The sequence below is a fragment of the Stenotrophomonas sp. ZAC14D2_NAIMI4_7 genome (assembly GCF_003086675.1).
GTDB lineage: Bacteria > Pseudomonadota > Gammaproteobacteria > Xanthomonadales > Xanthomonadaceae > Stenotrophomonas.
In genome coordinates, this window is sequence record NZ_CP025995.1 from 931,575 (window position 1) to 950,965 (window position 19,391).

General features: G+C 67.6%; 10 protein-coding genes and 3 tRNA genes. 7 read left to right on the top strand and 6 right to left on the bottom strand.

Annotated features, from left to right (window positions below; all coding sequences use genetic code 11):
• Nucleotides 1-60 precede the first annotated feature (60 nt).
• Nucleotides 61-654, top strand: a complete 594-nt coding sequence (locus C1922_RS04170) for a hypothetical protein (protein WP_108748638.1) — start codon at nucleotides 61-63, stop codon at nucleotides 652-654.
• 446 nt (nucleotides 655-1,100) lie between these two features.
• Here C1922_RS04170 and C1922_RS04175 read toward each other — a convergent pair whose 3' ends face one another.
• The 6 genes from C1922_RS04175 to C1922_RS04200 all read right to left on the bottom strand — a co-directional run bounded on the left by C1922_RS04175 (nucleotide 1,101) and on the right by C1922_RS04200 (nucleotide 15,454).
• The gene (locus C1922_RS04175; RefSeq protein ID WP_108748639.1) at nucleotides 1,101-4,310 is read right to left on the bottom strand and encodes an autotransporter outer membrane beta-barrel domain-containing protein; all 3,210 of its coding nucleotides are present in this window, start codon (nucleotides 4,308-4,310) and stop codon (nucleotides 1,101-1,103) included.
• A 243-nt stretch (nucleotides 4,311-4,553) separates the two neighbouring features.
• Entirely contained in the window at nucleotides 4,554-5,195 is a 642-nt protein-coding gene (locus C1922_RS04180; RefSeq protein WP_108748640.1) for a response regulator transcription factor, read from the bottom strand.
• Entirely contained in the window at nucleotides 5,192-8,419 is a 3,228-nt protein-coding gene (locus tag C1922_RS04185) for an ATP-binding protein (RefSeq protein ID WP_108748641.1), read from the bottom strand. The genes C1922_RS04180 and C1922_RS04185 overlap by 4 nt, the downstream gene beginning before the upstream one ends.
• Before the next feature lie 110 nt (nucleotides 8,420-8,529).
• A complete protein-coding gene (locus C1922_RS04190) occupies nucleotides 8,530-9,777 on the bottom strand; it encodes an EAL domain-containing response regulator (protein ID WP_108748642.1) in 1,248 nt (415 codons plus the stop codon).
• Nucleotides 9,774-12,557 (bottom strand): response regulator, encoded by a 2,784-nt coding sequence (locus C1922_RS04195; RefSeq protein ID WP_108748643.1) that lies wholly within the window; start codon nucleotides 12,555-12,557, stop codon nucleotides 9,774-9,776. Before C1922_RS04195 ends, C1922_RS04190 begins: the two co-directional genes overlap by 4 nt.
• A gap of 158 nt (nucleotides 12,558-12,715) precedes the next feature.
• Entirely contained in the window at nucleotides 12,716-15,454 is a 2,739-nt protein-coding gene (locus C1922_RS04200) for a TonB-dependent receptor (protein WP_108748644.1), read from the bottom strand.
• Nucleotides 15,455-15,675: 221 nt separating this feature from the next.
• On the opposite strand from C1922_RS04200, the gene C1922_RS04205 reads away from it, so the two are divergent.
• The 6 genes from C1922_RS04205 to tuf all read left to right on the top strand — a co-directional run bounded on the left by C1922_RS04205 (nucleotide 15,676) and on the right by tuf (nucleotide 19,376).
• A complete protein-coding gene (locus tag C1922_RS04205; RefSeq protein WP_234413504.1) occupies nucleotides 15,676-16,644 on the top strand; it encodes a cyanophycinase in 969 nt (322 codons plus the stop codon).
• 41 nt (nucleotides 16,645-16,685) lie between these two features.
• A complete protein-coding gene (locus C1922_RS04210; protein ID WP_108748646.1) occupies nucleotides 16,686-17,699 on the top strand; it encodes an isoaspartyl peptidase/L-asparaginase in 1,014 nt (337 codons plus the stop codon).
• A gap of 136 nt (nucleotides 17,700-17,835) precedes the next feature.
• Nucleotides 17,836-17,921 (top strand) — tRNA-Tyr (locus C1922_RS04215).
• A 24-nt stretch (nucleotides 17,922-17,945) separates the two neighbouring features.
• Nucleotides 17,946-18,019 (top strand) — tRNA-Gly (locus tag C1922_RS04220).
• A gap of 49 nt (nucleotides 18,020-18,068) precedes the next feature.
• Nucleotides 18,069-18,144 (top strand) — tRNA-Thr (locus tag C1922_RS04225).
• 41 nt (nucleotides 18,145-18,185) lie between these two features.
• On the top strand, nucleotides 18,186-19,376 hold the full coding sequence (gene tuf, locus C1922_RS04230; protein ID WP_108748647.1) for an elongation factor Tu: 1,191 nt from the start codon (nucleotides 18,186-18,188) through the stop codon (nucleotides 19,374-19,376).
• Nucleotides 19,377-19,391 lie beyond the last annotated feature (15 nt).

A 19,391-nucleotide genomic window follows, 5' to 3' on the forward strand; every position in this document is an offset into this window, starting at 1 on the left:
GCGACCAGAGAAGGTGCGACCATGAGAACTCCGCAATCCGATCTGCCGCGTACCGGCGGCATGGCGCGGGGGCTGCTGGGCCTGCTCCTGCTGCTGGCGGTCGCGGTGTGCGCCGTCATCGCGCTGGGCGCGGTGGCCAGCGCGTTCTCGCTGCAGGACCGCGAACATGTGCAGGCCGCCGTGCATATGTTGCTGGACGATACGCCGTCGTGGCGTGGCGGCCTGGCCTTCGTTTTGCAGCGACTGACCACCACGTTGTCGGGGCCGACCGGTCTGATGCTAATGATCGCCGTAGCAGCAGCCTGGGGAGCCACATCCGCTACCGTTGCCTGTGCCGGGGTGGCTACCGCGCCCGTCGGGCGTGCCGCCGGCGGGCGGCTGCGCGGCGTGGGCGTGTGGGTGGTGCGCGCAGCGCTGCTGATCGTCGCGCTGCCGTTGCTCTACAGCGGACTGCGCTCGGCACTGGAAGTGCTGCGGGGCTGGGGACGGATGCGCGCGATGGGCATCGAAGGCACGATCGCGGCCCGGCACATGGTCGTTGGTGGAACCGACTTTCATATCGCGGTGTCGTGCCTGCTGGGTGTAGCGCTGCTGGCGCTGCTGCTGCCGACGCTGCGTTGGCGCGCGGCTGGACAAAAAAACGCCACGCGCTGAAACGCCTGCGGGGCGTGGCTCATGGCCACTTGTCCACACCAAACCCCCACCGATCTGCACGTGGGATGTGGAAAACCCGGCACGCCCTGTGGGGCCGAGCCCACGCTCGGCTGACGCACACCAGCGCCGGGCATGCGCCAGATGCTGGATCAGCGCGACCACACGCAATGGACAAAATGTCACCACGTCTGGAAACGCCTGCCGTACGGCGCTTCCGATGACTTGTCCACACCAAACCCCCATCGCTTTCCACGTTCCATGTGGAAAACCCAAACGCCCGCGGCCGCACGCCTGGACAAAAAATCACCAGTCGCTGAAACGCCTGTGCTGCATGGCTCCCTGCGGCTTATCCACACCAAACCCCCACCGCTTTCCACGCGGGGTGTGGAAAACACGTGGCCCCAGACGCAAGGGGCCCGGTCCTGCCGACCGGGCCCCGCTTTGCATCACCAGTGGTAGGACACACCCAACTGTCCGCCGATATCGCGGAAGCCCCTGCCTCCGCTCTGCCGACTGATCTCGCCCCACCCGCGCCAGCCACCCGTCAGGTCCAGCTGTACACCGGCCTTGGCTTCGTAGATATCGCGCGGCAATTGCCGCTGCACCAGCTCGCCATCCATGGCAATGGCCGCGTCGTTGCCGCCGGTCCACCAGTTCACCGCCACGAAGGGATGCACCTGGCCCTGGCTTGGTGCAAGCGCGCGGCTGTACAGGCGCAGGCCGACACGGGTCGTGGTCTCGCCGCCCCCGCGATCCTCCACCAGGGTGCCATTGGCTTCCACCACGCGGTCGGCGTCGTAGTGGCCATGGATGACCTGCAGCTGCGGTTGCAGGTAGATGCCGCGTTGCGTGGTGTAGTGCAACGGCAGGGTGTAGCCGGTTTCGGCCGACGCGGTCCAGCTGTGCGCATCGTAGCGCTCCTTCTGCAGCCCTTCGCCCTGCACGCTGTTGCGGAAGCGGCCGTACTGCAGCCAGCCATCCACATACAGGCCCCGTTGCATGGCCGCGTCCTGCAGCCAAGTGGCATACGCGCCCACGCTGCTGCCCTCAACCACGCCATGGGCGGTGTAGCCGGTCAGCGTGGAACGGCTGTCGTTGCGTGCCCGGCCATGGCCCAGCATCGCGCCCACCTGCAGTTCGCCCTCGCCATGCACAGCGAAGCGGCGGCCTACGCCAAGCAGCACGCTGTCCATCGAGCCGTCGACCTGCACCTGGCGGCGGCTGTCGTGGCTGTCAGGCTGGTTGCTGCGCACGTGCAGCCACGCAACCGCTTCGCCGGTGTGGCCCGCCTGCGCGGCCGGGTCGCCGGCACGGTCGTACAGGCCATGGCGGAACATGCCCAGTGCGCTGCTGCGGTTGGCCTGGTAGACCGCCGGTTCCGGGCGCTCCGCCTTCGGCGGCTGCGGCGGCAACGGCGGGTCCACCGGATCGATCGGCGGGTTGACCGGCGGCGTCGTCGGGTCCACCGGCGGCGTCGGCGGATCCACTGGGTCGACCGGCGGATCCACCGGCGCCGCGTACTGCGAACGCAGGTACCAGTTTCCGTCGTCCGGCGTGCTGACCCCACCCTTGAACAGGAAGTAGTCATAGGCGCCGGCCACGGCGCGGCCCTGCAGGGTGAACTGCGCATCGGACTGCCCGTCCACGCTGATCAGGCGGATGCCCTCGCTGGTCAGCGCGCCGGCGCCGCCCGCGTTGCGCACGCTCACCGTGGCGGTGCCGCTGCTGTTGCCCTTGATCACCAGGCCATCGCCCAGCGAGGCATCGTCGCCCAGCGCACGGTTGAACAGCCACTGGCCACCATTGCCGATGTAGTCGCCCGTGACGGTGACGGTCTTGAAGCCCGACGCATCAGGGGCATCGAAGGCGATGAGGCCGGCATGCTCGAGCGTGCCCAGGCTGGAACTGGCGCGCACGTTCCACTGGCTGCCGGCATCGAGCCCCAGCTGCGCCACCTGGTAGCCGGATTCACTACGCAGCGCACCGCTGAACTGCGTGCCGTTGTTCAACAGCATGTGCACGTCGGCGGTGGCGCTGTCGACCAGCACATCGCCGGCCAGGGTACTGGCATCGGCCACGAAGTCGATGCGGCTGGTAGCCACGCTGCTGCCATCGGTGAACACCGTGTCGCTCACCCGCAGCAGGCGCCCGCTGCCGGCACCGGCGTTCACATCACTGTTGTTGACGGTCAGCGCATGGTTGCTGCCCTGCAGCCAGAACGCGGCGCCGCTGTCGGTTTCGATGTGCGCGTTGTTGAAGGTCGCGCGGTTCCAGTACGGGCCGAACGCAGTCAGGTAAGAGCGATAGGCGCCGCTGTTGCTGCCGGTCATGCGGATGTCCACATTGTCGGCCATCGCCAGCTGCGCGGTGTTCATGTGCACGATGCCGAACACGTTCTCGCCAGCGCTGCGGATCGTCACGTCATCCAGGGAGACGTCGGCTGTCGAACCGCCCAGGAATACGCCACCGCCGCCGTTGCCGGCGATCTCCAGCGCGGTTCCCTTCAATTGCCCCTGGCTGCTGGTGCTACCGGTCGAGCCGGTCACGCGCAGCCCGTAGACGGTATCGCCATGGGTGGTGATCGTTCCGCCCTGGACGCTGGCCAGCCCGCCATACACTTCCACACCGTGGCCGTCGGTGCTGGTCCAGGTGTCCACCGTGCTGTCGGTCAGGTACAGGCGCGATTCGTCGCTGGACAGCCAGAATCCGGAGAAGCCGTCGCGCACGTCGAAACTGGCATCGCTTGCGGTCAGGCGGCCCCAGTTGTTGATGTTGGCGCCGTAGCCGCCCACGGTGCTGAAGCGGCCACCGACGATGTCCACGCTGGAGTAGACGCCGGTGTTGCTGTTGCCCATCACCCGGATGTTGCCGCCGATGGCATCGGCCTCGACGTTGTCCAGCAGCAGGCTGGCACCGCCGCCGATGTCGAACAATCCACCGTGCAGCTGCGTGTTGTGCAGTTCGGCGCGGCTGCCGCTGCCGCTGGCACTGACACCGGCCAGCGTGCCGCCAGGCGCAATCTCGATACGGCTGTTGGAAACCGACAGCAGGCCGCCACTGGTGGCTATCAGGCGTGCGCCGCGTGCGCCCTGGATCGTGCTTCCGTCAAAGCGGATCGCGCTGTCGGTGCCGGTGGCGGTGGCCAGCGCCACGCCGGCAGTGGAGTTCAGTGAGCCACCGCGGAACAGGATCTGGCCGCCATTCTGCGCGACCAGCGGACCGCGTCCGCCGGCAGAACCGGCACTGCCGATATCCACGTTGCTCGTTTCGATGATGCTGCCGGCCGCATCGGCGAGCAGGGCATAGGCGGACCCACTGCCCAAGTCGATGGTCAGATCGTTCAAGGCGACCGAAGCACCGGCCAGTGCGCGCACCGCGCTGCCCGATCCGGTCACCAGGATCGGTGCGCCATTGAGGGTGAGCCGGGTACTGGCGTCCTTTGCAGTCACCGCAAACTGGATGCCGCTGTTCACGACGCGGTTGCCGGCGTCGATGGTCTGTTCGCTTCCGCCTTCTACGGTGATCGGAGCGAGGTCGGCCGCCTGCACGGGTAGCGCCGCGCACAGTGCGGTCGCCAGCAGGCTGGGGATAAGGGGGGCGCGGCCAGCACGCGCGCGCGCAGGCGCACGGCGGGGCCGTGAGGAGAAGACGTTCATGATGGTGGACTTCCTGTGGCAGGGCGCAGCACGGCTGCGCGGTCTGGCGCGGCAGGGCCGCGTCGCTGCGGAAACCCGCTCCATGGCCGCTGTCGCGCCGCCGGGGCTTCCGTCCCACCGGGTGCCTGTCCAGTGTTGTCAGGCACACCGTGGCGGGATGTCACCAGCCTAGAAATCAATCCGGGCCGATGGAATCAGACGCTTCCTAAAGCACACGCGGGCAGGTGCCCGGCACGCTGCCGTTCAGGCGAACAGCGAGGCCTGCAGGCAGTACTCGATCAGGGCCTGGTCGCTGTCCACGCCCAGCTTGCGCATTGCGTTGATCTTCTGCGTGCTGACCGTCTTGGCGCTGCGCTGCAGCTGCCGGGCGATATCGCCCACGCTCATGCCGCCGGTAAACAGGCGGATGACTTCCAGTTCGCGCGGCGACAGCCGCGCACGCACCGCATCGGCGTCGGCCGGTTCAGCCAATGCCACCGGCAGCAGGCCCGGTGGCCGGTAGATGCGATCGGCCAGCACCGTGCGCAGCGCCTGGACCAGGCTGCCCAGGCCGTGGCTCTTCAGCACTACGCCACTGGCCCCGGCGGCATACATGGCCGCCACCAGCGAAGGATTGGACACCATCGTCAGCACCAGCAGGCGCGCGTCGGGGAAGCTGCGGCGCAGGTAGGAGATCAGCTTGATGCCGTCGCCGAAGCGCTCGTCGCCGGGCATGCTGTAGTCGGTGATCACCGCCTGCGGCTGGGTAAGGCGCATCAGCTCGACCAGGGTGGCCGGGTCCGCGGCTTCGCCCACAACGTCCAGGTCGAGTTCGCCGGCCAGCACCTCGCGAATGCCGGCAAGCACGATCGGGTGGTCGTCGGCGATGAGGATACGTGTGGTCATGGTGGGGTCGTGTCGCGGGAAGAAGGAGGAGAGGGCGGGGGGGCCAAGGGGCGCAACAGGGCCTGCAGGCGCTGCTGGAAACGCTGCACCGGCTCAGCGAGTGTGGAAAGGCTATCGCCCTCGGCGATGCGCTGTTCCAGCTGCAGGCCGGTGTCGACCAGATCCGGTGCGCCCACGATCACCAGCGCTCCACGGATCCGGTGGAGCATCTGCGCAACGCGCGCAGGCTGCGACTGGCCCATCGCTTCGCGCAGGCTGTCCATGTCGGCCTGCATGGTCTGCACGAACAACGCCTGCATCTTTTCCGGCACCTGCAGCGGTGCATCCGCGGCGACACCTGCATCCACCTGCGGCATCGGCGAGGTGTTACCCGCCGTGGCTGGTGTTCCGTCGGCCAGCGAGGCCAGCAGGCGCTGCAGGGCTTCCAGGCTGATCGGCTTGACCAGCACGCCCTGCATGCCGGCTTCGCGGCAGCGCTCGCGTTCGGCCGGATCGGCATTGGCGGTCGCGCCGTGGATGGGCACGCCCACGCCGCGTTCGCGCAGCGCCCGGGCCAGGCCATAGCCATCCAGGCCGGGCATGTTCAGATCGGTCAGCACCAGCGCGAAGGCGCCCTGCTGCCAATAGCCCAGCGCTTCGTTGCCATCGCTGGCGACCACTGCGTGGCAGCCCAGCTGCTCCAGCTGGTCGCGCAGAATCGCCTGGTTGATCGGATTGTCTTCGGCCACCAGCACCTGCAGGCCGAAGCGGCGGGGTACCGGCAGGCGCCCGCCTGCGTCGGCCGGCAGCGGGCGCCCGGCTGCGCTGGCCAGCGCCAGCACGATCGCATCCAGGCGGTGCAGGCCCACCTGCCAACAGCCCTCCACCCATTGCGGCTGCACGCCGCCATCGCGACAGGCCACCACGTGCATGCCGTCCCAGGCGGGCACCGTGTCATCCAGCACCAGGTCCAGCAGCAGAGGCGTGGTTCCGGGCGCCCACACGGCATCCTCGCGAAACGCGCTGGCCTGTGCGCCGCGTTGCTGCAGGCGTTCGCACACCGACTGCACCAGTTCGCGGATGCCGCCCCGTACCTGCACTGGCAGGCCTGCCGGCAGCTGCGGCGGGGCCGACTGCAGTGGGTCGGCGTGCGTGGCCGGCAGTGGCAGTTCTACGCTGAAACTGCTGCCCAGCCCGCTCTCGCTGACCATGCGCAGCTGGCCGTGCATCAGCGCCACCAAGTGCGCGCAGATGGCCAGGCCCAGGCCGGTGCCACGCATGGCATCGGTGCCGGGGTTGGCCTGGAAGAAGGGCTCGAATAGATGCGCCTGATGCTCGCTGGCGATGCCGATGCCGGTATCGGCCACCTGCCATTGCAGAGTACCGCCGTCGCCGTGCGCGGTCACGCCCAGGCGCACCACCACACGGCCGCTGTCGGTGAATTTCAGCGCATTGCTGATCAGGTTGTTGAGGATCTGGCGGATGCGCGCGGCATCACCGCGGACCGTGGCCGGTACATCGGCGTCGATGCAGGCGTAGAACTGCAGGCCCTTGTTCGCCGCCGCCGCGGCGTAGGAATCGAGTGCGTCTTCGGTCAGCCGCGCCGGATCGAACGCACCCGGTTCCAGGCCCAGCTGACCGGCTTCGGCCTTGCTGACATCGAGGATGTCGCTGATCAACTGCATCAACGTCGACGAGGACCGCTGGATGGTGGCCAGATAGTCCTGCTGGCGCGCGTCCAGCGGGGTCAGCCCCAGAAGTTCAAGAGTACCCAGCACGCCGTACAGCGGCGTGCGGATTTCGTGGCTCATGGTGGCCATGAACTGACTCTTGGCCCGGTTGGCCTGGTCGGCAGCGCGGCGCGCCTGCTGCAGCACCTGCTCGGCTTCGTGCTGGCTGCTGAGGTCGATGAACAGGCACAGTACCGCCGGCTCACCGCGGTAGCGCGCAGGCGCGGCGGTAATCAGCAGATGGCGGTCATCCGGGGTGGTGTAAGCCAGACCGTCGCCCAGCGTGGTGCCACCGGCGGCCAGCATGCCGCGCCGCCACGGGCCCTGCCAGCCGCCCTGGTCGTGGTCGTCGCCCAGCCAACGCCGGGCCAGCTCGTTGTCCAGCAGTACGCGGCCATCGCCACGGTGCAGCAGGCACAGCCCGATCGGCGCATTGTCCAGCACGGCGCGGCTGAAGGCCTCGCTTTCCAGCAGGCGTGCCTGGTTGCTGCGAAGCGGCTCGATCACCGAACGCCGGTAGGTGCGCAGCGCCAGGCTGCCGCCCAAGGCCAGCAGCAGGGCCACCACCATGCTACCCAGCAGCGGCCCGCGCGGATGCTGGAAGACCTGCTGCCAGCCCACGTGGTACACCGCCAGCCAGCCCCGTTCGCTGCGCATGCGGAACACCAGACCATCCAGCCCCGCCTTCCATGAGGTTCCCGCGGTGCTGGCATCGGCGGCATCGCCCAGCAGCAGGCGCTGGTTGCCGTCGAACAACGAGAGGCTGTTGAACACCGGCGTTCCCAGCACCTGCTGGTAGTCATTCACACGCGCCGGATCGAGCAGGCAGGCCAGCGCCGCCAGAGAATCGTCGCTGGGCTCGCCCCACAGCCGAGCATCCTGCGGAGCATGGGCCACGGCCAGTAGCCGGGTTTTGTCGTCGCGCCACGGGACGGGTGTCCAGATGATCCCGCCACTTCGCAACGTCGGGCGCTCGCGCAGCACCTGGTGGATGCTGGCCAACGCGGGCTGCAGGTGATGCGGGCTGCTCTGCCCGGCCTCGCCGGCGGCGCCCTGGATCGGCGCCAGCAGACCACGCTGGCCCTGGCCATCGACCAGCAGGCACTGTGGCGGTGGATAGCGCGACGCCGCCCAGAACGTCCCGTAGAAGCGCAGGAAACGATCCCCCAGCTCGGCGGGCGGTGCCAGGTACTCGGCCTGCTGGCCAACCAAGGCGAAGTCGGCGAACAGCGGACCCGGCATCGGCGGCCCGCCGGTCACCGGTACCGGCTGCCCGCGCGCACCCACATCATGCAGGCGCCACTGGCGCAGGAATCGCTCCTGTTCCTGCAGCGTGCCGTCCAGCCGGCGGAAGTGGTAGCGGATCTTGTTCTGCTCTTCCTGGAACAGCTGCGTGCCGGTGGACAGCAGCAGCCCGGCCTGCAGGGTGGCCAGCACCACCACGCCGATCAGCAGGGCATGGACGCGCAGGGAACGGCGTGCGAGTCGGCGGACGGGAGCGGCCTCGGCCGGCATGGCAGGTCTCGGAACGGAGGGTGGTCTGAGGCGTCAGCCTGTGGCTGTGGCGCGCGCCCGGACAGGATCGTCAATACTGCTTGATGGATTCGTGAAGCCTGCACGCGCTGTCAGTGCACGCAGGCCATCGACAACGCGTGAGCGGACGACGGCGTTTCCTCATCCAGCAGCCGGGTGAACTCGTCCGATGGCAGCGCCTGCGAGATCAGGAAACCCTGCACCTGGTTGCAGCCCAACTGGCGCAGCGCGGCCAGGTCGGCATCGCTTTCCACGCCCTCGGCGACGATGGTAAGTCCCAGCTGATTGGCCAACGAGATGACCGTAGACAGGGTCAGGTGCAAGGCCGGATCACGCGCGCAGCCACTCACCAGTGCACGGTCGATCTTGACCTCGGTGAAGGGCGTACTGACAAGGTTATGCACTGAACTCAGTCCCTGGCCGAAGTCGTCCTGGGCCAGGCCAAAGCCCTTCATGCGCAGGCGGCAGGCGCCGGCATAGAAATCGCTGACGTGGCTGGTGGTGCTGTTTTCCATCAGTTCGAAGCACAGCAGGCCCGGCGTGCCGCCGTGGGCCAGGGTCAGCGCCAGCAGTTCGTCGGGCAGGTCAGGCTGTTCCAGCAGGTGCGGCGGCAGGTTGATCGACACCGGTACGCGGAAGCCCTGTTCGCGCCAGCGAGCCTGCGCGCGGACGCTGGCCTTGAGCATCACCCGCAGCAGCTCCCCTTCCAGCCCGTGCCGGCACAGCGCGGGCAGGAAGCTGCCGGGCGCCAGCGTGCCCAATTGCGGGTGGGTCCAGCGCACCAGCGCCTCGGCGGCAACCACGCGCCCGGACTGCAGCGATTTTTTCGGCTGGAACCAGGCGGTCAGGCTGCCATCGGCCAGCGCGGCACGCATCTGCGGCGCGTCCGGTTCGGGCAGGGCCACAGCGGGGCCCCTGGCGGCGGGCGCGCGGGGTTGTGCCAGTGCCTGGAACAGCGCATCGACGTCGGCGGCCGCCACCGGTTTGGGCAGCAGCCCGACCACGTCCAGACCCAGTGATTCGGCCATCAGCCGTGCCGAAGTCATCATCCGCCGCGATGCCGCACTGACCACCGCAAGCCGCGGCGGTCGCGGCTGCACGGCCAATGCCTGGATGAACTGGATGCCGTCCTGGCCGGGCATCAGCAGGTCGCTCACCACCAAGTCGTAGGGCTGGCAGGCGCACAGCGCGATAGCCGCTTCCACGTCCTCACAGGCGTCGACGTGCACACCGGCGCGGGCACTGAACAGATTGAACAGAAAGCCGCGCTGGAACGGTTGGTCTTCCAGGATCAGGATGCGTTGTGCGGTGGCAGACGGATCGAGGGCGCGCGGAATCATGTGGGATCTCCTTGGCGAATGGCGGCCAGCGCCTTGCGCAGGCCGGCGATGTCGATGGGCTTGCTCAGATAGCCCTGCATGCCACTGGCCAGGCACCGGTCGCGTTCTTCAGCGGTGGCATTGGCAGTGGCACCGATCACCGGCACCGGGTTGCCCTCGGCACGAAGGTGGCGGGCAAGGGTGTGGCCATCCATGCGTGGCATGTTGATGTCGGTCACCACCAGGTCGAAGTCCTGCGCGCGGCACAACTGCAGCGCCTCCAGCCCGTCGTGGGCGAGCTCGACCTCGCAGCCCAGTGCCTGCAGCTGCTCGCCCAGAATTACCCGGTTGATCGGGTTGTCTTCCACCGCCAGCACGCGCAGGCCCAGTGCAACCGGCGCGGCGGCCCGCACGGCTTCGGGCTGCGGCGCACGCTGGCCTTGCTGGCGGGCGACGGCTCGGCCGATCGCACCGATGCCATGCAGGGTGACCAGCAGGCTGCCATCGGCACTTTCGGTGGGCTGCTCGCCACCCTCGATCGCCGCGACCACGCGCGGCCCACGCCAGTCCAGCGGAAATTCGGCCTCCCCCTCCATCAGGATCGCGCCATCGCGGTCCAGCAGCGCCGGGTCGCCGTGCAGCGGCTGCGCACTGGCGCCCCAGCGCCGCAGCCAGCCCACCGCGCTGTCGACCAGTTCACTGTCGCGGCCGCGAACGTAGACCGGGGGTTCGGGCAACAGGACCGGGCCATCATCGGCGCCGGCCACAACGGGCAGCGGCAGGCGCACGGTGAAGCTGCTGCCCAGGCCGCGCTCGCTCACCACCCGCAGTTCGCCGCTCATCAGGCGCACCAGGCGGTCACTGATCGAAAGGCCCAGGCCGGTGCCCTGCGCGCTGGCCGTGCCGCGCACCTGGCGGAAGGGTTCGAACAGGCGTGCCTGCTCGTCGGCCGCAATGCCCACCCCGGTGTCGGTCACCTGCCAGGCCAGCACGCTGGATTCACCATCGCGCTGCACCACGCGCACGCGCAGCACCACACGGCCGTGGTCGGTGAACTTGATCGCGTTGTTCAGCAGGTTGCCCAGCACCTGGCGGATGCGGTCGGCATCACCCAGCACGCGCGTCGGCAGCTGCGGATCGGTACACACCAGCATCTGCAGTCCCTTGCGGGTTGCGGCGGCGGCAAAGCTGCGCAGAACGCATTCGGTCAGTTCGCGTGGGGAAAATGCGCTGGTTTCCAGGCTAAGCTGGCCCGATTCGATCTTCGATACGTCCAGCACATCGCTGATCAGCTGCAGCAGCACCGACGAAGAGCTGGCGATGGTGCGCAGGTACTGCGACTGGCGCGCATCCAGGGCGGTGTGGCCCAGTAGTTCTAGCGTGCCCAGCACGCCGTACAGCGGCGTGCGGATCTCGTGGCTCATGGTCGCCAGGAAAGCGCTCTTGGCCTGGTTGGCCGCATCGGCCGCCTGCCGTGCCGAGGACAGCGCAGCCTGCACTTGGCGATGGCGGGAAATATCATGGAACACGCAGAGCAGGACATCGTCGTCCTGGTAGCGGCAGGCGGCGTGCAGCACTTGCAGCTGGCGCCCGTCATGGGTGGTGAATTCCAGGCCGCGGCCGCGTTCGCCAGCGTGGTCGCGCCAGGGCGCCTGCCAGTCACTGTCTTGGCTGTCTTCGCCCAACCAGTCGCGCAGCAGCTGGTTGGACAGCAGCAGATGGCGGTCGCTGCGGCGCAGGACACAGATCCCCACCGGGGCCAGGTCGATCACGGTGGAACTGAAATCCAGGCTTTCCAGCAGGCGGCGGTGCTGCAGCAGCGCAGGCTGCAGCAACTGGCGGTCGATCCGCAGCCGCAGCAGACGCAAGGCAATCCCGGCCAGCACAAGGAAGCCGGCGCAGACCAGCAGCGGCATAGCCAGGTCGCCCAGCAACAGGCGGGGCGGAAGGTGGTAGACCAGCCGCCAGCCGTCATTGCCCACGCTCTTGACCAGGGCCACGCCGCGCGGCACGCCGCCGCTCCAGATCGCGCCAAAGCTGTCGTCCTGGCGTTGCTGAAGGGTCTTCCAACCTGCGCTGTCCAAGCGCGGTGCCACACTGGACAGGGTGGGGTACCCCTGCCGGTCCAGCAGCGCGTAGCCGCCGATGCCTTGGCCGTCGATCATCGCCGACGCGGCGGCGCTGTCCAGCAGCAGCACCAGCCACTGCGCGGGGTGCGCGCCGGGCTGGATGGGCTGGGCCAGGGCCACGCCTTTGTCGCCAGCGCGAAGCCAGTACACCGGGTCGGTGCGGGCCAGGCTGCCGCTGCGCACCTGCAGGGCGTGCGGTGCAGGCAGCTGCCCTATATCGACATCGACATCGACATCGGCGCGGCCGCCGGCCAGCCAGTGCGTGCCGCGGGCATCGATCAGCAGCAGGTGGGTCTGCAGCAGCTGCAGGGTCTGCTCGGTTCGCTCCGGCAGCAGCAGGCGCTGGCCGGGACGGCCGCCGGGCCCGTTCAGCGGCAGCTGGCGCACGCCTTCGTTGTCGGCCGGCGCTGCCGCCGGGTCGGTGGTCACCACCGCATCGTTCAGGAAGCGCAGCAGGGCCTCGCGCTGGTCGAAGTAGATCTGTGCGCGGTAGGCGGCGGCGTTCATGTCGCGTCGATGGGTGGACACATCCTCGGTCAGCGCACCCACCAGGTAGAAACCGACCGCTGCGGCCAAGCACAGGAACACGCACACGGTCAGCCAGCGCAGCAGCACCGAGGCGGTGGTCGGCAGGGCGACCTGGGGCAGCGAAGGGCGGAGAAAGCGGAACATGCCCTGATGCTAGGCAGGCCCCCAGAGCCCCGGAATCAGCCATGTCCTAAAAGCGGCGGGCGCGCGCTGCCGACGTGGCCGTGCACGGCCACCGTTCAGCTTGAAACGGACAACCCCCGCCGTTGCGGGGGTTGCCGGGGGCCATCGGGGCAGGGCGCTTACAGCGCGCTGCCACCAAACTTGTGGGTGTACTGCAGGTTGATCGTGCGCCCCACCGTGTCGAACCAGGAAACGTCGTAGTAGGGGTACGCCGTGTACGTGGCGTCCTTCGGCGGCATCTTGTTGAACACGTTCACCACCGACAGCGACAGCCGCGCGTGGTCGTCGAAGCGGTACTGCACCGACGCGTTGTAGCGGTAGGTCGCCCTGATGTACGGGCTGTCGCCGCTGTCCCAGTCGAACACCTGGTCATAGCTGTCCGAGGTCGGCAGCTTGCCCAGCCGCGAGCCGTACACCGTGGCCGACCACGCCGCCTTTTCCCAGGTCACGCTCAGGCTGGTCTTGGTGCGCGGAATGTCGAAACCACTGTTCACCGCGAACTGGTCTTCTACCGGGTCGCCCGGGAACTGCTGGAAGTCGTGCTTCTTCACCCAGGTGTGGTTGCCGTTGAAGGAGAACTCGCCGATGCCGGTCTGCACGCGCCAGCGCAGGCCCACGTCCACGCCCTGGGTGCGCTCGCGGGCGATGTTCACCGGGTTCACGTGCACGCCGTACAGGCGGCCGTCGTCGGTGCGGGTCACCCGGGCCAGGGCATCCACGCAGGTGGCCGAGGTGGCGTCCAGCTCGCCCAGGCGGCAGGCCGCCTCGTCGCGCAGGATCGCGTCCACGTTCATGTCCTGCACCTGGTTGCGCATGTCGATGTCGAACCAGTCCGCGCTGATGTCGAAGCCGCCGCCGGGCGACCAGACGAAACCGGCGCTCCACGAGGTGCTGGTTTCCGGGTCCAGGCGGCGGTTGCCTTCGCGGCTGCGCACCAGGTTCTCTTCGTAATCGCTGCAGTCATCGGCGCCGTCGCTCAGGCAGCCGTAGTAGTCGTTGCCGGCGGTCTCGTCGTTGCCGGGGCCGGCATACACGTAGTGCAGGTCCGGTGCACGGAACGCGGTGCCGTAGGAACCGCGCACCAGCAGGGTGTCGATCGGGCGCCATTCCAGGCCACCACTCCAGGTGGCCTTGCCGATCGTGTTGCCCGAATAGCGGTACTGATCGTAACGGCCGGCCACGCTCAGGTTCACGCTGTCCAGCAGCGGCATGCGCAGCTCGGCGGCGGTGGCCCAGCGGTTGCGCGAGCCTTCGCCGTTGGAATCCTTCCAGCTGTAGTAGTAGTACTGCGTGGCCAGCGGATCGGGATTCAGCGCGTACGCCTGCTGGCCCACTTCCACGGTGGCGGCAAAACCGGCATCGCCGCCGGGCAGGCCGAACAGCGCGCCGTTGGTCAGGGTGAAGGCGGCCGTTTCCGTGCGCGACTTCGGCGTATAGGTGGTGCGCGCGGCGATCGAATCGTACTCGGCGCGGGTCAGCGGACGGTACAGGCGGTCCGGATCGGCGTTGTAGATCGGGAAACCGTCGTCATCCTCGCCCAGCTGCGGGCCCAAGAACAGATCGTTGGCCTTGGCCGCCACGATCTGCGGCCAGCTGATCCGCGACTGGTACTGCGAATGGCTCAGGGCCGCTTCGTAATCCCAGTTGCCGGTCAGGTTGCCCTTGAAGCCGGTGGTCACGCTGAAGGTCTTCTGCGTGCTGCGCACCATGGCGTTGCGCAGGCCTCCCATTTCCTCCGGCGAGAACTGGCGCTGCCAGAACTCGATTTCACCGGTGGCGGCATTGTTGAAGTAGCCCGACTCGTCACCATCGGGCGCCATGCGGCCCCAGGAGGTGACATCGCGCATCAGCGCCAGACTGTGGTAGCCCAGCTGCACATCGGCGAACCACTGCTGGCCGTTGTCGAAGTCGTAGCTGAGCGAGGCGTAGCCATTGGCGCCGCGGCGCTTGCTGAGGATGGTGCCGTAGCCGATCGACGCATCGCTGCCGCAGTAGTAGCCGTAGCGCGGGCGGAAGGCATGGTAGGTGCTGCCGTTGTTCTGCCCGGCCAGGGCATCGCAGGTGGCCGCACCCGGGTCCAGGTAGTCATCGTTGTAGTCGGTGCGCAGGTAAGCGCGGCGGGCGATGCGCGAGCCCTCGGTGGGGCCGTCCTGGGTCGAATCCTGCTGTTCGCGCTCGTACGCCCACAGCGGGGTCTGCGATTGCAGCTCCACGCTGTACACCGCGTTGAAGTTGCCGCGGCTGAAGCCACTGGCCAGGCTCATGTCGAACGAATCGCCGCCTCCTTCGGTGGTGGTGCCCATGCGCACGTCCACCGTGGTGCCATCGGCCTGCTTCTTCAGGATGAAGTTGACCACGCCGGCGATCGCGTCCGAGCCGTAGATGGCCGAGGCGCTGCCGGTCAGTACTTCAATGCGCTCGATCATGCCCAGCGGAATGTTGGACACGTCGGTGAAGTTGCTGCGGCCCTGGAACGGCATCGGGAAGTCGGCAATGCGGCGGCCGTTGACCAGCACCAGGGTGTGGTTCGGGCCCAGCCCGCGCAGATCGACCTGCTGTGCGCCGGGCGAGAAGTCGGCACCGCTGGACGACTGCTGGCTCTGCGTCTCACCGCCGTTCTGGGTCATCGCGCGCAGCACGTCCGGCACGCTGGTGAAGCCGGACGACTGGATCTGCTCAGCGCTGATCACGGTGATCGGTGCCGGGCCTTCCACCTGCGCACGCGGAATGCGCGAGCCGGTGACCTGCACCGCGTCCAATTGTTGAACCGAAGCGGTCGCCGGGTCCTGGGCTGCGGCCGAAGCAGCCACCCCCATCAACGCCAGCTGGATCGACCACGCCATCGCCTGTCTACGCATGAAGAATTCCCGGAAGTGATGCCGGCCCGCAGAGGAGGGGCCCTGTCCCCCATTCAGTTTTCCCGGATGGGCGCGCGCATTTAACGCCTTTTTTATGTCCTTGACTACTGTCTTCCTATCTGGCAAAGAGTGAAAACGGTTGCAAGTCGATTCTGTTCAGGGAGATCAGCATGCGACAGGCCTTTTCCGGTCTCTGGCTTCGCCTGGCCCTGTACACGGGGATGGCGCTGGCGTGGGCATTCCCGGCCGCTGCACAGACCCTGCAGGATCCCGGCTTTGCCTATTACGAGACCGGCGACCTCGACGCGCCCCGGCCGGGCCCGCGCGCGCCGGCAATGATGCTGATGGGCGGCGGCGAGTGGGTGCCGGCGGCCTTCCAGTGGTGGCTGCGGCAGGCAGGCAACGGCCGTGTGCTGATCCTGCGCGCGTCCGGCGGTGACGACCTGCAACAACGCCTGCACAACGACATCGGCGGCACCACCGCAGTCCAGACCCTGGTCTTCGACAGTCGCCGCGGTGCCGACGATCCCGCCGTGCTGCGGGTGGTAGCGGCCGCCGACGCGATCTTCATCGCCGGTGGCGACCAGGCCCGCTACATCCGCTTCTGGAAGGGCACTGCGCTCAATCGGGCTCTCGACGCCCACGTCCGCGCCGGCAAGCCGATCGCCGGAACCAGTGCCGGGCTGGCGATCCTGGGCGGCTATGCGTACGGCGCGCTGGATGGCGGCAGCATCGATTCGGCCAGTGCGTTGGCCGACCCGCGCGGCGCGGCAGTCACCCTCGACCATGGCTTCCTGAAGATGCCTTACCTGCAGCGCGTGGTCACCGACACCCATTTCGACAAGCGCGACCGCCTGGGCCGTCTGATCGTCTTTGTCGCCCGGGCCGCGCAGGACAGTGGCGATCCGGACATCGTCGGCATCGGCGTGGACGAAGACACCGCGCTGTGCGTGGAGCCCGATGGCCAGGCGCGCGTCTACAGCGCGGACGGGCAGGGCCGGGTCTGGGTGGTGCGCCCCGGGCGTGGTGCCGACCACCTGGTCGAGGGCGAACCGCTGCGCTTCCATGCCGTGCCGGTCACGGTGGTCGCCTCGGGTGGCCGGCTGCGGCTTGATGATTTCCAGGCCGACGTGGACGATCAGATGCTGGCCGACATCGACGACGGCCTGCTCGAGCTCACCCGCCGCTAGCGCCCGGCGCTACCGGACCCCATTCCTTGGAGACGTACCCGATGAAACTGCGCCTGGCGCTGTCTGCTCTGTTGTCCCTGCCCCTGCTCGCGCAGGCGGCTGCGCCCTCACCGCTGCTGGTCATCCATGGCGGCGCCGGCGTGGAACGCAAGGACCTGTCGCCAGCCGAGGAGAAGGCGGCGCGCGAGGCCTTGAAGGCAGCGCTGCTGAAGGGGCATGCCGAGCTGGCCGCGGGCCGCCCGGCGCTGGCCGCAGTGACCGCCGCGATCACCGTGCTGGAGGACGACCCAACCTTCAATGCCGGCAAGGGCGCGGTGTTCACCCATGACGGGCGCAATGAACTGGATGCGGCGGTGATGGACGGCGCCAGCCAGGCGGCCGGTGCGGTCGCGGGCGTGCAGCGGGTGCGCAATCCAATCCTGCTGGCGCAGACGGTCATGCAGAAATCCCGCCACGTGATGATGGTGGGGCAGGGGGCCGAGGCGTTTGCTGCCGAGCAGGGCATTGCCCTGGTCGATCCCTCCTACTTCCGTACCGACAAGCGCTGGCAGCAGCTGCAGCGGGCACTGAAGGAAGAGGCCAGTGGCCAGGCCCATGCCGATCTGGAAACGGCCAGGCACTTCGGCACGGTCGGTGCGGTGGCCCTGGACGCACACGGCCATCTGGCGGCAGGCACCTCCACCGGCGGCATGACCAACAAGCGCTACGGCCGGGTCGGCGATTCGCCGATCATCGGCGCCGGCACTTGGGCTGATCCACAGTGCGCCGTGTCGGGTACCGGCTGGGGCGAGTACTACATCCGTACCGCGGCGGCGCACGAGATCTGCGCGCGCATCCGCTACCAGGCGCAGTCGCCGGAACAGGCGGGGAGGGCGGTGATCAACGAGATGATTCCGAAGATGGGCGGCGACGGTGGTGCGATCGTGCTCGCCGCAGACGGAAAAATGGCCACGCCGTTCAACACCCAGGGCATGTATCGGGGCTGGATTGGCGCCGACGGTGTGCCACATGTCGCTATTTTCGCCAGCGATCCGCTGCCGCTTCCCGGGCAATAACCTTGTGCATCAAGGGGTTTGCAACAACGTGTGAAAAAAGTGGAAAAAAGCGTTGACAGCCCCCCACCTCATCAGCAGAATAAGCGGCTCACCACCACACACCGCACCGCTTCGGCGGCACGGGATGGGGCGGTAAGGAGGGATACCCAAGCGGCCAACGGGGGCAGACTGTAAATCTGCTGGCTTACGCCTTCGGTGGTTCGAATCCACCTCCCTCCACCAGTTTCACGTTGTGACATTCCCGGCGCGGGAGTAGTTCAATGGTAGAACCTCAGCCTTCCAAGCTGATGGTGCGGGTTCGATTCCCGTCTCCCGCTCCATTGAATGAACTTTGAATATTATCGAGTTCGTGTCATAATGCAAAACTCGGCTCACGTAGCTCAGTCGGTAGAGCACTTCCTTGGTAAGGAAGAGGTCGAAGGTTCGATTCCTTTCGTGAGCACCATCTTAAGCATCACCTCTCAGACGAATTCGAGATAAGCAGCCATGGCCAAGGGTAAGTTCGAGCGCACCAAGCCGCACGTCAATGTCGGCACCATCGGTCACGTCGACCACGGCAAGACCACGCTGACCGCCGCACTGACCAAGATCGGTGCCGAGCGCTTCGGTGGTGAATTCAAGGACTACTCGGCGATCGACGCCGCGCCGGAAGAAAAGGCGCGTGGCATCACGATCTCGACCGCGCACGTCGAATACGAATCCACCACCCGTCACTACGCCCACGTCGATTGCCCGGGCCACGCTGACTACGTCAAGAACATGATCACCGGTGCCGCCCAGATGGACGGCGCGATCCTGGTGTGCTCGGCCGCTGACGGCCCGATGCCGCAGACCCGCGAGCACATCCTGCTGTCGCGTCAGGTCGGCGTGCCGTACATCGTCGTGTTCCTGAACAAGGCCGACATGGTTGACGATGCCGAGCTGCTGGAACTGGTCGAAATGGAAGTCCGCGAGCTGCTGAGCAAGTACGACTTCCCGGGCGACGACACCCCGATCATCTCGGGTTCGGCCCGCCTGGCGCTGGAAGGCGACCAGAGCGACATCGGTGTGCCGGCCGTGATCAAGCTGGTCGATGCTCTCGACAGCTGGATCCCGACCCCGGAACGCGACGTCGACAAGCCGTTCCTGATGCCGGTGGAAGACGTGTTCTCGATCTCGGGTCGCGGCACCGTGGTGACCGGTCGTATCGAGCGCGGCGTGATCAAGGTCGGCGAAGAAATCGAAATCGTCGGTATCCGTCCGGTGCAGAAGACCACCGTGACCGGCGTCGAAATGTTCCGCAAGCTGCTGGACCAGGGTCAGGCAGGTGACAACGCCGGTCTGCTGCTGCGCGGCACCAAGCGTGACGACGTTGAGCGTGGCCAGGTTCTGGCCAAGCCGGGTTCGATCAAGCCGCACACCAAGTTCGACGCCGAAGTCTACGTGCTGTCGAAGGATGAAGGTGGCCGTCACACCCCGTTCTTCAAGGGCTACCGTCCGCAGTTCTACTTCCGTACCACCGACATCACCGGTGCGGTCGAGCTGCCGGAAGGCGTCGAGATGGTGATGCCGGGCGACAACATCAAGATGGTTGTCACCCTGATCAACCCGGTCGCCATGGACGCCGGCCTGCGCTTCGCCATCCGCGAAGGTGGTCGTACCGTCGGTGCGGGCGTGGTTGCCAGCATCCTCGAGTAATCCTGCAAGACCGGC